We start from the raw sequence: 14,312 nt of genomic DNA on the forward strand, positions 1-14,312 counted from the left end.
CCGCCGGTAATGGCGCCGGCTGCGGCGATGGCCACCAGCCCGGCGATGCGGGCCACCGCGTTGTTCACCGCGGAGGCGATCCCGCTGCGTTCTGTCGCTACCGCGCCGAGCACCGCGGCAGTCAGCGGGGAGACGGTGACCGCCCAGCCCAGGCCTGCCAGCAGCACGCCCGGCAGGATTTGTTGCCAGAAGCCCAGCGGCTCGTGCGCGGACATCATGAGCAGGAACCCGGTCCCGGCCAGCAGCGGGCCCGCGGACATGAACAGGCGCGGCCCGTAGCGGCCTGAGAGCCGGCCAAACCAGGCGGCAAGCGCGAGCGAGAGGACACTCATCGGCAAGGTCGCCAGGCCGGCGGCGGCAGCGCTGAAGCCGGCGGTCTGCTGCAGAAAGACCGGCAGCGCGAACAGGCCCAGGGCCAGCCCGGCATAGACCCCCGCCGTGGCGACGTTACCGACGCCGAAGTTGCGCACGCCGGATATCTGCAGCGGCATCATCGGGTAGGGCGCTCGGTGTTCCCACCACAAAAAGAGCCCCAGACTTATCAGCCCGGCGACCAGCGGGACCAGCACCCGTGGGTCTGCCCAGCCGAGCCGTTGCTGCTCGATCAGCGCGAACACCGGTCCGGCGAGCCCGGCGGCGGCGAGGCACGCGCCCAGGACGTCGACCGGTGCACGGGGCTCCTGGCGGGGCGGATCTGCCAGCCGGGCCATCAGCCAGAAGGTGGCGGCGATAGGCAGCACGTTCACGGCAAAGACCGCCCGCCAGCCCACCGTGTCCACCAGCAGGCCGCCGAGAACCGGGCCGATGATGTAGGCCGTGCCGGTCCAGCCAGTCCAGACGCCGATCGCCCGGTGTTGCTCTCGTCCAGCGAAGGTCAGGGTGATCAAGGCCAGCGAAGCCGGCACCAGCAGCGCCGCGCCTGCACCTTGGACGATTCGGGCGGCCACGAGGCCGGCTGCCGCCGGCGCGCCGCGCAGGCCAGCGAAGCGCCCCCAAAGACCATGAGCCCCAGCCTCAGGATCCGGATCCGGCCGAACACGTCGGACAGGGCGCCGGCCACCAGGATGAGCGCGCCCAGGGGCAGCAGATAGCCGCCTACCACCCACTGCTGGACGGCCAAGCCTCCGCCGAGGTCCCGGTCAATGGCCGGCAGCGCCACGTTGACGACGGAGGCGTCGAGGAAGGCCACGAAGGAAGCCAGAATGGCGACTAGAAGGATTCTGGCTTCCCCTGCCCTTCTCCGCAAAGATGCAGGCCGAGGGTGTTCCGAGCGGGCCGGCGGGCCGGGCGAAGCCATGAACCGGAATCTTACAGCCTCCGGATGCTGCTTTCACGAACGGACAGTCACCTGTACCTTCTGCACAGCATTGTTGCCGAAGCCCAAATAGTTCCATTCCGGCTCCAGCGGCTGGACCTGGCCCAGGGCATCCATCGCCCGGCACATCAGCTGGTGCCGGCCCGGTTCCGCCTGCCAGCGGAAAGTCCAGCCGCGCCAGGCGAACTCGCCGTCCGGCGGGTCCAGCTGCGCTTCTGACCACACACCGTCGACTGCGACTTTGACCTGCCGGATGGGCGCCCTGCCGGACCATGCCCTGCCGCGCAGCAGCACCTGGCCGGCATTCACCAGTCGATCCCTGGTCATGAAATAGGGGATGCCCGGCGGAACCATCAACGCACGGACCTTCATCCGGGTGACCGGCTGCCCCAGGTCGGCCTCATCGCTGGTGTAGCGGTACGAGGACATCTGCTGGAATCCCGTAAACGGAACAGTGATGGCCTCGATGCCGGTCAACCACTTCACGCTGGCCATCCCGTACCAGCCGGGCACCACCAGCCGCAACGGGAATCCGTGCTGTGGCGGCAACGGAGCGCCGTTCATGGCGTAGGCCAGCAGCAGCACGTCCGGGGACATGGACTCGGAAACGTTCAGGCTGCGGGCATAGTTCTGCTCCTCGTCGCCTTGGACGCCCCGGTCCGCCCCGGTGAACACCATATCCACCGACTCCGGTTCCACTCCGGCCTCTGCGAGCAGCGGAGCCAGCGGAGTTCCGGTCCAATCGGCAGTGCCAATCCCGCCGTGGATCCACGGCTGGCTCACGGGCCGGGGTTTGAGCAGGCTACGGCCGTTGCCAGAGCATTCCAAGGTGACGGCCAGAGTGCGCTGTTCGCGGGCCTGCAGCTGGGCCAAGGTGAACTCCAGCGGCCGGCGGACGGCGCCTCCGATCCGGAGCCGCCAGGCTCCGGCGTCGATGGCAGGGACATCGAAATGGATGAGCACATAGTGCATGCCTGCCGGGGTACGGTCGGCGGCGAGCATCTCCAGCGGCATCGCGTGATTGCGGGAGGCCAGTTGCAGTTCCTCTGCGGTCAGCGGCACATCGGTCGTGGCCCCGGATTCGGTTGTCGGTTTGGGTACCGTCTTCATGAGTCCAGTCTCGGGCGCGGCCGGGACGGTGTCAGGAACTTGGGTTCCAGATGGCCAGCTCCGCCAGCCTCCCGGGCTCAACAACCACTATCCGGTCCCGCTCGGTACGGACTACGCCGGCTTCGCGCAGTTCGCGCAGGATGCGCACCACTACCTCGCGGACCGAGCCCACCTCCTGCGCCAGTTCCTGCTGTGTGATGCGTACGGACAGCTCAGGGCCAGCACCGGGCCAAGGTTCCGTCAGGGCCAGCTGGCCGGCGCCGTCGGCCAGGTCCAGCAGATGCCGCGCTACCCGCTGACGCACCGAGGTAAAGGCACTGCCCGGGATCCCGGCCAAAAAATCGAGCACGCGTTCGCTCAGCTCGCGAAGGAACACGTGGGCCACGGTCAGTTCGCGCGCCGCGGCGCCACGCACCCGCACGGGGGAGAGCCGCACCAGTTCGGTGTCGGTCAGGGCCACCGCGCTCACCGGCAGGGCGAAATCCGGTGAAAACAGGGACACCACTCCCATCAGCGACCCACGCCGGCAGTAGCGCACCGTGATGGTCCGCCCGTCGGGAGCCGTGGCATAGAACTTCAGCAGCCCGGAGACCATCAGCTCCAGGTGCGGGTCGGAATCGCCTTCACGGTGAGTGAGAGTGCCGGCCGGCACCCGGCCCCGGGTGCTGTCGGCGAAGAGGTCGCCAAGCAGCGGCTCCGGCAGGCCGCCCAGTTGCGACGCGGCAATCGCCTGCAGCGCGGGGGCGTCCGCGATCCACGCCGGGTTTTGTCCCATGTCCGCCTCCGTCAACGCCCGCCGACCGGACCTGCGGCGGGTCCTGGCTCCATGCTAGCGGGTGGAACTCTGGCCTGACCGAGGCGGCTGTGCCAGTCTGGGAGGTGTCCCGCCCGCAGAGCGAAGGAGACCACCATGGACAGCGTCGGGTTTACCCCCGCCCATGCTTTCAGCGGCTTCAGCGTCAATGACACGGCCGCCGCCAAACAGTTCTACGGAGGGACCCTGGGACTCGAGGTGGCCGAAGGCCCCATGGGCACCTTGGAACTGAGCCTTCCGGGAGGCGTCAAAGTCATGATGTACCCGAAGCCGGACCACCAACCGGCCACTTTCACCATCCTGAACTTCGCCGTCGAGGACGTCGAAGCCGCGGTGGACCAGCTCAACGGCCGGGGAGTGCGGACCAAGATCTACAACGATCCAGACCTGCCCACCGATGACAAGGGCATCATGCGGGGCAACGGCCCGGACATCGCGTGGTTCAAGGACCCGGCCGGGAACGTCCTTGCCGTCCTGAAGCAGTGATGGCGCGGCGCCCGCTCGCGCCTGCCAATTAACGCCCGGCCAATTAATGCCCGGCCGGTCATCTCGCCTGCCAATTAACCGCGCGGCCGGCGGTCAGGCGAAGTAGACGCCGATCCGGTTGCCGTCGATTTCCTCTATCCGGATGTCGATTTCGTAGACATCGCGCAACACCTCTGCATGCATGATCTGCGCCGGCGGCCCTTGATGGACCAGCCGGCCGGAGCGCATGGCGATGATGCTGTCGGAGTAGCAGGAGGCGAAGTTGATGTCGTGGATGACCAACACCACGGTCTTGCCCAGCTCGTCGGTGAGCCGGCGCAGCAGCCGCATCATTTCCACCGAGTGCTTCATGTCCAGGTTGTTCAGCGGCTCATCCAGCAGCAGGTAGTCGGTGTCCTGCGCCAGAACCATGGCGATGAAAGCGCGCTGGCGCTGGCCGCCGGAGAGCTCGTCCACGAACTTGTCGGCCATTGAGGTCAGGTCCAAATACTCCAGGGCCTGTTCGATGTGGGCCTTGTCGTTGGCCGTCGGCCGGCCGTTGTTGTGCGGGAAGCGACCGAAACCCACCAGGTCACGGACGGTCAGGCGGACTGTCAGCTGGTTGTCCTGGCGCAGGATGGCCATCTTGCGGGCCAGTTCCTTGCCCGCGGTTTTGCTGACGTCCAGGCCGTCGATGGTGACCGCTCCGGCATCCATCGGCAGCAGCCGGGACACCATGGAAAGCAGCGTGGACTTGCCGGCTCCGTTGGGCCCAATGATCGACGTGATGCCGCCGTCCTTGATGTAGCAGCTGACATCGTCCACCACCGTCTGCGTGCCGTAGGTCTTGGAGACGCCGGAGACGTGGATCATTTGACGGAGCCTTTCAACAGCAGGGCGATAAACAGGAGGCCGCCCGCGAATTCAATGACAATGCTCAGCGCGGTGTCGAAGCTGAACACCTGCTCAAGCACCAGTTGGCCGCCGATCAGGGCGATGGCGCCCAGCAGCACGGCGATGGGCAGCACGAAGGTGTGGCGGAAATGCGAGCAGAGCAGGTAGGCCAGGCTGGCCACCAGCAGGCCGAAGAAGGTAATCGGACCCACCAGCGCGGTGGAGACGGCCACCAAAACGGCGCAGACCATCAACACCGTGGTGACGGCGCGCCGGTGGTTCACGCCCAGGTTCAGCGCGGTATCCCGTCCCAGGGCCAGCACATCCAGCTCCCGCCGCATCCGCCAGATGGGGATGCTGGCGGCAGCCACCGCCAGTGCCGAGACGGCAAGCAGCAGGCCGTCCACGTTGTTGAAGCTGGCAAAGAACAGGTCCTGCAGGATGATGAATTCGCTCGGGTCGATCAGCCGCTGCAGCAGCGAGGAGATGCCGCGGAACATCGTGCCGAACACGATGCCCACCAGCAGCATCAAGTGCAGGCTCTTGCCGCCGCCGGTGAACAGCCAGCGGTAGAGCAGGAAGGAGAACGCGACCATCAGCATGACTTCGATCACGAAGCGAACCGGTGCGCCCATGCTGAGCAGTGCCTGGCCGCCGATGGCGAAGGTCAGCCCGGTCTGGATCAGCATGTACAGGGCGTCGAAACCCATGATCGACGGCGTCAGGATCCGGTTGGCTGTCACCGTCTGGAACAGAACAGTGGACACCCCCACCGCGTACGCCACCAGCAGCATCGAGCCGATCTTGATGGCGCGCCGGGGAAGGATGTAGCCGAGGTTGCCGCGCAGGTCGATGGTCATGAACACGGCGACCAGGACGGCGGTGAGCAGTCCCAGCAGGATGATCCACGTCCGCGGCCGGACCGTCTTGACGGTGCGGCGTTTGTGCTGCGTCAGTGCGGCGGGCAGAACCGTGTCAGCCATTCTTGCGGGTCCTCAGCAGCAGGTACAGGAAAATGGCGCTGCCCACGGCGGAGACAATCACGCCCACGGGAATCTCGTAGGGGAACCGAATGGTGCGGCCAATGATGTCGCACAGCAGCACGAAGCCGGCGCCGAAGACCGCCACCCATGGGACCGCGCGGCGGACGCTGTCGCCGAACGCCAGCGAGACCAGGTTGGGCACCACCAGTCCCAGGAACGGTATGGCGCCGATGTTGACCACCACCACGGCGCTGATCAGCGAGACGATGATTAGTCCCAGCGTCATCACGCGGCCGTAGTTCAGGCCCAGGTTGGTGGAAAATTCCTGGCCCATGCCGGCCATGGTGAACCGGTCCGCGCACAGATATCCGACTACAGCCAGGATCGCGACGATCCAAAGCAGTTCGTAGCGGCCGCGCAGCACGCCGGAAAAGTCGCCGATCATCCAGCTGTTCAGCGACTGCAGCAGGTCGTACCGGTAGGCAAAAAAGGTGGTGACTGCCGCGATCACGCCGCCCAACATGATGCCCACCAGCGGCACAATCAGCGTGTTACGCAGCGGGATCCGGCGCAACACCAGCAGGAACAGCCCGGTTCCGGCCGCCGCGAACACAGTGGCCACCGACATCTTGGCCAGCAGCGATGCGCCGGGGATCGCCACGGTGACCACCAGGATGCCCAGCGAAGCGGACTCCACGGTTCCCACGGTGGATGGCTCCACGAATTTGTTCCGCGCCATCAGCTGCATGATCAGCCCGGCAATGCCCAGCGCCGCACCGGCCAGGATCACGGACAGGGTCCGCGGCAGCCGGCTGATCCAGAAGATGTCCCAAGCGGTCTGGTCACTGGACAGCAGTGCCGGCAGGGAGACATCGCTGACCCCCACGAACATGCTGGCACAGGCCAAAATAACGACGGCGGTGCCCGCCCAGGCGAGCTGCGCACCGGATCCCCGGGGGCGGGAACGCCGGGCCGCGGCTGCAGCCGGGGCCGGAGCAGGAGTGGAAATCGTGGAGGAAGCCATAGGTCGGACCACCGCGCAGGCCGCCGGCAGAGAGCCGGCGGCCTTACGGGGTGCTACTTCGTAATGGCTGCCTGGACGGCGCTGATCATCGCGTCCGTGTTGTTCAGGCCGTAGCCCACCAGGTACCAGGAGGCTGAATCCAGATAGGTGATGCTGTCGTTCTTGGCCGCCTTGGTGCCGTTGACCAGTTCGTTGTCCAGGACGGCGGTGGCTGCCTCACCGGATTCGCCGACAGCCGAGTCGCGATCGATCACGAACAGGTGGTCCGGGTTGGTTTCCGCAATGAATTCGTGGGAGATCGCCTCACCGTGCGGGCCCTCGGACTTCACTTCAGCGGCGGGCTGCACGCCCAGCACGTCGTGGACGATGCCGAAGCGGGATCCGGCGCCGTAGGCAGTCATTTCGCCGCCGCTGGTCATCAGCACCAAGCCGGTGCCGGCGTCGGCAGCTGCGGCCTTCGTGTCCTCGATCTTGGTGTCGAGGGCAGAGAGCTTCTCTTCGACCTCGGTTTCCTTGCCGAAGATTTCGCCCAGAGTCGTGGAGACTTCCTTGAAGCTCTCGACCGGTGCGGCGGCATCGACGCTCAGGTCGATGGTCGGGGCGATCTTGCTCAGCTCTCCGTAGGCCTCAGCGGTACGGCCGGAGATGATGATCAAATCCGGGGCGCCCTCGCTGATCGCCTCGAAATCAGGTTCTTTCATGGAACCGATCTTGGTGTAGCTGTCTTCGCCGTACTGCGCCAGAGACTCGGGGAACACGGCCTCCGGGACGCCGTCAACCTCGACGCCCAGGGCGGTGAGGCTGTCCAGCACGCCAAGGTCGAAGGTGTAGACGGTCTCCGGGTTCACCGGCACGTCCGTGGTTCCCGAGGCATGCTCAACGCTGATCGTCTCTGCACCGGCGCCTGCTGCGGCATCGGTCTGCTGACCGCACGCGCTCATAGCGAGCATGGAAACGGCTGCGGTCACAACCATCAGGCCGGACTTCAGGGGCTTTTTCACTGACACTCCATCGTTAGTCAATGCCGGGCCCGGGGATGGGCTCGGCATTAGGCAACATAAACGTTTGCTATTTGCGCGCACTGTGAAAACTATCGGGTTAGGTAAGCCTTACGCAACTTGGCCCGCGACCGGAAAAGCCTCGTGGCGTCACATGGGGGTCGGCAAGCGGGTCGGATCCACTTCCTGCTGGCACTCGCCTTGACCGAGTGCTAACCCGTCTCATAGAGTCGCAGTTAGCACTCTCCCCGTGTGGGTGCTAATTCAAGGAACCGCCTGCCGGCACCGCGACGACGGCAGACATCTCCTTGGCCAAACCTATTCGTAGCTCATGAAAAGGAGAGAGCCGAGTGTCGGTCTCCATTAAGCCTCTTGAGGATCGTATTGTTGTCCAGCCGCTCGAAGCAGAGCAGACCACGGCCTCCGGCCTGGTTATCCCGGACACCGCCAAGGAAAAGCCGCAGGAAGGCAAAGTTGTCGCGATCGGCCCCGGCCGCGTCGATGACAATGGCAACCGGGTTCCCGTTGACGTAGCCGAGGGTGACGTAGTCATCTACTCGAAGTACGGCGGAACCGAGGTCAAGGTCGGCGGCGAAGAGTACCTGGTGCTCTCTGCCCGCGACGTGCTGGCCATCGTCACCAAGTAAGTCCATCAGCTTCAGTCCGGCGGCTCGGGCGCGCGCAGTCGACGCCCTCAGCCGGAACTACGGACAACCGAAATGCCCCGGCTGCCGCTGTATTGCAGCGCAGCCGGGGCTTTTCGCGTGAAAGGAACAAATTCATGGCAAAGCAGTTGGAGTTCAACGACGCGGCCCGCAAGGCGCTGGAAGCCGGCGTCGACAAGCTCGCCAATACCGTCAAGGTTACTCTCGGCCCCCGCGGCCGCAATGTGGTCCTGGACAAGAAGTGGGGTGCCCCCACGATCACCAATGACGGCGTGACCATCGCCCGTGAGGTGGAGCTCGACGACCCGTACGAGAACCTTGGCGCGCAGTTGGCCAAGGAAGTCGCCACCAAGACCAACGATGTCGCCGGCGACGGCACCACGACCGCTACCGTGCTGGCCCAGGCCCTGGTCAAGGAAGGCCTGCGCAATGTGGCCGCCGGAGCCGCACCGGGAGCCCTCAAGCATGGCATCGAGGTAGCGGTCGAGGCCGTGGCCGCCCGCCTGCTGGAGAACGCCCGCGAAGTAGAGGACAAGGTAGCCGAGGTCGCGACGATCTCCGCCCAAAGCCCCGAGGTCGGCAAGCTGCTGGCCGAAGCCTTCGACAAGGTGGGCAAGGACGGCGTCATCACCATCGAAGAGGCCTCCGGCATGGAGACCGAGCTGGTGCTCACTGAAGGCATGCAGTTCGACAAGGGACTGCTGTCGCAGTACTTTGTCACCGACCAGGAGCGCCAGGAGGCCGTCCTTGAGGACGCGCTGATCCTGATCTCCCAGGGCAAGATCTCCACCGTGCAGGAATTCCTGCCGCTGTTGGAGAAGGTGCTGCAGGCCAACAAGCCGCTGTTCATCATCGCCGAAGACATCGACGGCGAAGCCCTCTCCACCCTGGTGGTCAACAAGATCCGCGGCACGCTCAACGTTGCCGCCGTGAAGGCTCCTGGCTTCGGCGACCGCCGCAAGGCCATGCTGCAGGACCTCGCGGTGCTCACCGGCGCCCAGGTGGTGTCCGCCGACCTCGGTCTGAAGCTGGACCAGGTAGGCCTCGAAGTGCTGGGTACCGCTCGCCGGATCACCATCACCAAGGACAACACCACCATTGTGGACGGTGCCGGTTCGGACGCCGATGTGGCGGACCGCGTGGCCCAGCTGCAGGCCGAGGTACTGCGCACCGATTCCGATTGGGACCGAGAGAAGCTGCAGGAACGTCTGGCCAAGCTGGCCGGCGGTATCGGCGTGATCAAGGTCGGTGCTGCCACTGAGGTCGAAATGAAGGAGAAGAAGCACCGGATCGAGGACGCAGTGTCCTCCACTCGTGCTGCCCTGGAAGAAGGCATCGTTGCCGGCGGCGGTTCCGCCCTGGTTCACGCGTCCCAGGCTCTGGACACCGACCCGAACGTGCTGGCACTTGAAGGCGATGCAGCCACCGCCGTCGGACTGGTCCGCCGCGCGCTGGTCCAGCCGTTGCGCTGGATCGCGGAAAATGCCGGTCACGAGGGCATGGTCGTCGTCTCCAAGGTGGGCGAACTGACCGTCAACAACGGCTTCAACGCCGCCACCGGCGAGTACGAGGACCTGTTCGCCGCCGGCGTTATCGACCCTGTGAAGGTGACCCGTTCGGCGCTGCGCAACGCGGCCTCGATCGCAGCCCTGGTGCTGACCACCGAAACCCTGGTTGTCGAGAAGCCGGCCGACCAGGACGAGCACAACCACCAGCACTAACAGCCAGTAAGGTCGCCGCGACGCGCGGAGACCCATGGGCACCCAAACACAGAGGGGATCAGGCCAAGCCTGGTCCCCTCTGTGCTGCCCGGAGTAACCGTTAGCTCCACCACATCCGCAGCGGGCAGAAATACCGGGTGCGCCGGAAACGTTTAGGATGTAACCAACCTCAGGATCCGGTTTCCGGACCGTGCCCGGAGGCCGCCACCGGTATCGCTCGAAAGGCCCTGCAGTGTCCGAAGAATTCAATCCGTTCGCTTTCGAGGGTCTGACCTACGACGACGTTCTCCTGTTGCCCGGCCCCACGGATGTCATTCCGTCCGAGGCCGACACGAGCTCACGCCTGACCCGCCGCATCACCGTGCAGACCCCGCTGCTCTCCGCCGCCATGGACACGGTGACCGAATCCCGGATGGCCATCGCCATGGCCCGCCAGGGCGGTCTGGGCGTGATCCACCGCAATCTCTCCATTACGGACCAGGCCGAGCACGTGGACCGGGTCAAACGCAGCGAATCCGGCATGATCACCAACCCGGTGACCATCGCACCGGACGCCACGCTCGCCGAACTGGACGAGCTCTGCTTCAACTACCGGGTTTCCGGGCTGCCGGTGGTGGACTCCGAGGGCAAGCTGCTGGGCATCTGCACCAACCGCGACACCCGCTTTGTGCCCCGCGCCGACTACCCGACCACCAAGGTGCACGAGGTGATGACCTCGATGCCGCTGATCACCGGCAAGGTGGGCATCAGCCGTCCCGACGTGATCGAACTGCTGGGCAAGAACCGGATCGAAAAGCTGCCGCTGGTGGACGACGCCGGCATCCTGCAGGGCCTCATCACGGTCAAGGACTTCGACAAGGCGGAGCAGTACCCGCTGGCTACCAAGGACGACGACGGCCGGCTGCGCGTCGGCGCCGCCGTCGGTTTCTTCGGCGACGGCTACGAGCGTGCGATGACCATGATCGAGGCGGGCGTGGACGTGCTGGTGGTGGATACCGCCAACGGCCACAGCCAGGGCGTGCTGGACATGATCGCCCGGCTCAAGAAGGATCCGGCCGCGGCCCATGTGGATGTCATCGGCGGCCAGGCAGCCACCCGCGAGGGTGCCCAGGCACTGGTCGACGCCGGCGCCGACGCCATAAAGGTGGGCGTGGGCCCCGGCTCCATCTGCACCACCCGCGTGGTGGCCGGTGTGGGCGTCCCGCAGATCACCGCGATCTACGAGTCGGCCAAGGCAGCCATCCCGGCCGGCATCCCGGTGATCGCCGACGGCGGCCTGCAGCATTCCGGCGACATCGGCAAGGCCCTCGTCGCCGGCGCCGACACCGTGATGCTCGGCTCGTTGCTGGCCGGTGCCGCCGAGTCCCCGGGGGATCTGGTGTTCGTCAACGGCAAGCAGTTCAAGGCCTACCGCGGCATGGGCTCGTTGGGTGCCATGCAAACCCGCGGCAAGAACACGTCCTTCTCCAAGGACCGCTACTTCCAGGCCGATGTGCCCGACGACGAGAAGCTGATCCCCGAAGGCATCGAAGGCCAGGTGCCGTACCGCGGCCCGCTGTCGGCCGTCGCGCACCAGCTGGTGGGAGGCCTGCGCCAGACCATGTTCTACACCGGCGCCAGCACCGTCGCCGAGCTCAAGGCCAAGGGCAAGTTCGTCCGGATCACGGCGGCTGGCCTGAAGGAATCCCACCCGCACGACATCATGATGACCGTGGAGGCACCGAACTACAAGCGGTAGTCCCACACTCCACGACGGCGCCGTTCCCCAGAACAGGGGAGCGGCGCCTCCCGCGTTAACCTAGCGGCAGGACTTTCGCCGGCGCTTAGCGGACACGGCGGACCCTATCGTGTCGACTGCGTCGCCACGCAGCGACCCGACCGCCTCGTCCTTCCCCTCGTTCCTCGCTGGCGATGCGCGCCTACACGAAAGTCCCGCCGCTCCGCGTGACGTTGTGGACGGGGTGCGACCAGCCGCGGGTGTGGACGGGACAGCGCATGGGTGCGTGGGCGCGGGTGTGCATACGGCCACCGACCGCCACGCGGGTGAGCCAACGGAGCCGACGTCGGAAGAGCAGAAGGGCGATGATCACGATGGCCGCAGTGTCAGGCCAGCGCGGCGCCGGCCAGTTATCCGGCGCGGGCGGATACGCCCCACTGGGCAATCCGGCGGCTCGCTCGAAGTGGTTGCGTGAGGAGGGGAACAGCGCTCCGTCGATGATGTACGCCGCCGGAAATGCGAGTGGGCCGGCGAGCAAGGTGCCTACGGCCCACTGGTCGACATGCCGCGACTCGTGGCTGGCGAGGTCCGCCTCCTCGGTCCGGGTCTGGGAGATGTTTGGGCCGTAGCGGACATACTGGCCCTCGTCGGCTATGCCATATCCGTTGACGCTCAAGGGGCCCGCTGGGGCTACCGGCGGCATCCAGGCAACAAACACGTCGCCGAGCATTGTTCCGCCACCGCTGGTTCGCGGCGGGAGCCAGAACATGACCCACAGCGACGGTCCTGAGCACGATTCCATCTCAAGGCTGCGCCCGATCAGGACCCCGACGCCGCTGATAGGGGCGACCAGAAAATTGCGGGTGATGCGCCACGGGGTTGGCGGTGAAATCTGCAGACGCGGCTCAGGCTTGATCTGCCCGTCGATAGTGATGTGGCTGTGGCAAACGATTTGCGGGGCGAGTGCCTCCTGGGCGCGGGCTCCAGCTCCCGCGACGAGGAGGGCCGCCACCGCACAGAGGGCGATCCCGCGCAGCCGCTGGTGGAAAGCGCAAACGGTACACGATGCGGCTCTCCGCAACCGGCGCGAACGAAGGGAGGGCATGGACCAGATGAGCCCAACGATGCCAAAACACAGGGTGGACGCCAAGCCACTCGCGAACGGTCGGATGCGCGCAACGGACCGCCGGATTCTTCCGCTCATGACTGCCCACTTCCCGCTCAGGCTACCTGCGGCCGGCCGGCGGCAACCGTGAGGAGAGCGGACCTACGGTGCGCCTGCCTGCCGTGCGGCAGGTCGAGCGTACCGCCTGCGCCGGGACGACGCCAGCAGTCGGCATAGGGGAGCCCGGCAGCCGACGGCCGCGGCCGGCGTCAGGCCGGCGTAAGTCCTCTCCCGCCGGTTCACCGGTGAAGCGTTCCCGCAGTGGGATAACCTAGAGCCGTGACTTACGAGATTGAAATTGGCCGTGGCAAGCGTGGGCGCCGAGCCTACTCCCTCGATGACGTGGCGATCGTCCCGTCGCGCCGTACGCGCGACCCGAAGGACGTCTCCGTCAGCTGGCAGATCGACGCGTACAAGTTCGACGCCCCGGTGATCGCCGCGCCGATGGACTCGGTGATGTCCCCGGCTACCGCCATTGCGCTGGGCAAGCTCGGCGGCCTTGGCGTGCTCAATCTTGAAGGACTGTGGACCCGGTACGAGGATCCGCTGCCGGTGCTGGATGAAATCGAAGCCCTGGGTACGGAGAGTTTCAATCCGGCCGCCACCAAACGGATGCAGGAGCTCTACGCGGCACCGGTTCAGCCGGAGCTGATTACCTCCCGGCTGGCCGAGATCCGCGAGGCCGGGGTAACTGTGGCCGGATCGCTGACTCCGCAGCGCACGCAGGAGCACTACAAGACGGTGCTGGCCGCCGGCGTGGACATCTTCGTGATCCGCGGCACCACGGTCTCTGCAGAACATGTGTCCAAGACACAGGAGCCGCTGAACCTGAAGCAGTTCATCTACGAACTTGACGTGCCGGTGATCGTCGGCGGCGCGGCCGGCTACACCCCGGCCCTGCACCTGATGCGCACCGGCGCGGCCGGTGTGCTGGTGGGCTTCGGCGGGGGAGCGACCACCACCACGCGCCGTGCGCTGGGCATCCACGCACCGATGGCTTCGGCGATCTCCGATGTGGCTGCCGCGCGGCGGGACTACATGGATGAATCCGGCGGCCGCTATGTGCATGTGATTGCCGACGGCGGACTGGGTTTCAGCGGCGACATCGTCAAGGCCATCGCCATGGGAGCCGACGCCGTCATGCTCGGTTCCGCGCTGGCCCGGGCCGAAGAAGCACCTGGCCGCGGCTGGCACTGGGGCCAGGAGGCCCACCACGACGAGCTGCCGCGCGGAGACCGTGTGAATGTGGGCACTGTGGGTCCGCTGGAGCGGGTGCTGCACGGGCCATCGAACCACACGAACGGCACGTCCAACCTCGTGGGAGCGCTGCGCCGGTCGATGGCCACCACCGGGTACTCCGACCTGAAGGAGTTCCAGCGCTGCGAAGTGGTGCTGGCGCCCATCCAGCCCGGCGACTGATCCCGATCATGGAAGGCTGAGG

13 protein-coding genes and 1 pseudogene are annotated in these 14,312 nt (G+C 66.2%); 5 read left to right on the plus strand and 9 right to left on the minus strand.

Annotation, left to right across the window (positions count from 1 at the left end):
- Positions 1–89 precede the first annotated feature (89 nt).
- The 4 genes and pseudogenes from MNQ99_RS19150 to MNQ99_RS05835 form a co-directional block, all read right to left on the minus strand.
- A pseudogene (locus tag MNQ99_RS19150) lies at positions 90–947 on the minus strand (MFS transporter); the annotation flags it as partial.
- Positions 884–1,189: an MFS transporter gene (locus MNQ99_RS19055; RefSeq protein ID WP_338423117.1), complete on the minus strand. Its 306-nt coding sequence runs from the start codon at positions 1,187–1,189 to the stop codon at positions 884–886. The pseudogene MNQ99_RS19150 and the gene MNQ99_RS19055, both read right to left, overlap by 64 nt.
- Before the next feature lie 141 nt (positions 1,190–1,330).
- Entirely contained in the window at positions 1,331–2,425 is a 1,095-nt protein-coding gene (locus tag MNQ99_RS05830) for a sulfite oxidase (protein ID WP_241914757.1), read from the minus strand.
- Between the two features lie 31 nt (positions 2,426–2,456).
- A complete protein-coding gene (locus MNQ99_RS05835; RefSeq protein ID WP_241914758.1) occupies positions 2,457–3,200 on the minus strand; it encodes a Crp/Fnr family transcriptional regulator in 744 nt (247 codons plus the stop codon).
- A gap of 135 nt (positions 3,201–3,335) precedes the next feature.
- On the opposite strand from MNQ99_RS05835, the gene MNQ99_RS05840 reads away from it, so the two are divergent.
- A complete protein-coding gene (locus MNQ99_RS05840) occupies positions 3,336–3,725 on the plus strand; it encodes a VOC family protein (protein ID WP_241914759.1) in 390 nt (129 codons plus the stop codon).
- 93 nt (positions 3,726–3,818) lie between these two features.
- Here MNQ99_RS05840 and MNQ99_RS05845 read toward each other — a convergent pair whose 3' ends face one another.
- The 4 genes from MNQ99_RS05845 to MNQ99_RS05860 are packed head-to-tail and all read right to left on the minus strand — an operon-like array spanning position 3,819 to position 7,606.
- Positions 3,819–4,577, minus strand: coding sequence for an iron ABC transporter ATP-binding protein (locus MNQ99_RS05845; protein WP_241914760.1), 759 nt, complete (start codon positions 4,575–4,577; stop codon positions 3,819–3,821).
- On the minus strand, positions 4,574–5,581 hold the full coding sequence (locus MNQ99_RS05850) for an iron chelate uptake ABC transporter family permease subunit (RefSeq protein WP_241914761.1): 1,008 nt from the start codon (positions 5,579–5,581) through the stop codon (positions 4,574–4,576). The genes MNQ99_RS05845 and MNQ99_RS05850 overlap by 4 nt, the downstream gene beginning before the upstream one ends.
- Entirely contained in the window at positions 5,574–6,605 is a 1,032-nt protein-coding gene (locus MNQ99_RS05855) for an ABC transporter permease (protein WP_241914762.1), read from the minus strand. Before MNQ99_RS05855 ends, MNQ99_RS05850 begins: the two co-directional genes overlap by 8 nt.
- Positions 6,606–6,658: 53 nt before the next feature.
- Positions 6,659–7,606 (minus strand): siderophore ABC transporter substrate-binding protein, encoded by a 948-nt coding sequence (locus MNQ99_RS05860; protein ID WP_241914763.1) that lies wholly within the window; start codon positions 7,604–7,606, stop codon positions 6,659–6,661.
- A 347-nt stretch (positions 7,607–7,953) separates the two neighbouring features.
- Here MNQ99_RS05860 and groES point away from each other — a divergent pair, with 347 nt between their 5' ends.
- The 3 genes from groES to guaB all read left to right on the plus strand — a co-directional run bounded on the left by groES (position 7,954) and on the right by guaB (position 11,727).
- Positions 7,954–8,250, plus strand: coding sequence for a co-chaperone GroES (gene groES / locus MNQ99_RS05865; RefSeq protein ID WP_127511177.1), 297 nt, complete (start codon positions 7,954–7,956; stop codon positions 8,248–8,250).
- Positions 8,251–8,384: 134 nt separating this feature from the next.
- Entirely contained in the window at positions 8,385–9,989 is a 1,605-nt protein-coding gene (gene groL / locus MNQ99_RS05870) for a chaperonin GroEL (RefSeq protein ID WP_241914764.1), read from the plus strand.
- A gap of 232 nt (positions 9,990–10,221) precedes the next feature.
- Positions 10,222–11,727, plus strand: a complete 1,506-nt coding sequence (gene guaB / locus MNQ99_RS05875; protein ID WP_241914765.1) for an IMP dehydrogenase — start codon at positions 10,222–10,224, stop codon at positions 11,725–11,727.
- Positions 11,728–11,908: 181 nt separating this feature from the next.
- On the opposite strand, the gene MNQ99_RS05880 is transcribed toward guaB, so the two are convergent.
- A complete protein-coding gene (locus tag MNQ99_RS05880) occupies positions 11,909–12,718 on the minus strand; it encodes a hypothetical protein (RefSeq protein WP_241914766.1) in 810 nt (269 codons plus the stop codon).
- A gap of 432 nt (positions 12,719–13,150) precedes the next feature.
- On the opposite strand from MNQ99_RS05880, the gene MNQ99_RS05885 reads away from it, so the two are divergent.
- Complete coding sequence (locus MNQ99_RS05885) at positions 13,151–14,290, plus strand: GuaB3 family IMP dehydrogenase-related protein (protein ID WP_127511181.1); 1,140 nt, start codon at positions 13,151–13,153, stop codon at positions 14,288–14,290.
- Positions 14,291–14,312 lie beyond the last annotated feature (22 nt).

The sequence above is a fragment of the Arthrobacter sulfonylureivorans genome, from assembly GCF_022637435.1.
GTDB classification, from domain to species: Bacteria; Actinomycetota; Actinomycetes; order Actinomycetales; family Micrococcaceae; genus Crystallibacter; species Crystallibacter sulfonylureivorans.

Bases quoted from the DNA above. Each gene is read 5' to 3' on its own strand.
- MNQ99_RS05830 (WP_241914757.1), bottom strand. From the start codon at position 2,425: ATGAAGACGGTACCCAAACCGACAACCGAATCCGGGGCCACGACCGAT.
- MNQ99_RS05850 (WP_241914761.1), bottom strand. From the start codon at position 5,581: ATGGCTGACACGGTTCTGCCCGCCGCACTGACGCAGCACAAACGCCGC.
- MNQ99_RS05855 (WP_241914762.1), bottom strand. From the start codon at position 6,605: ATGGCTTCCTCCACGATTTCCACTCCTGCTCCGGCCCCGGCTGCAGCC.
- MNQ99_RS05845 (WP_241914760.1), bottom strand. From the start codon at position 4,577: ATGATCCACGTCTCCGGCGTCTCCAAGACCTACGGCACGCAGACGGTG.
- groL (WP_241914764.1), top strand. From the start codon at position 8,385: ATGGCAAAGCAGTTGGAGTTCAACGACGCGGCCCGCAAGGCGCTGGAA.
- MNQ99_RS05840 (WP_241914759.1), top strand. From the start codon at position 3,336: ATGGACAGCGTCGGGTTTACCCCCGCCCATGCTTTCAGCGGCTTCAGC.
- MNQ99_RS05835 (WP_241914758.1), bottom strand. From the start codon at position 3,200: ATGGGACAAAACCCGGCGTGGATCGCGGACGCCCCCGCGCTGCAGGCG.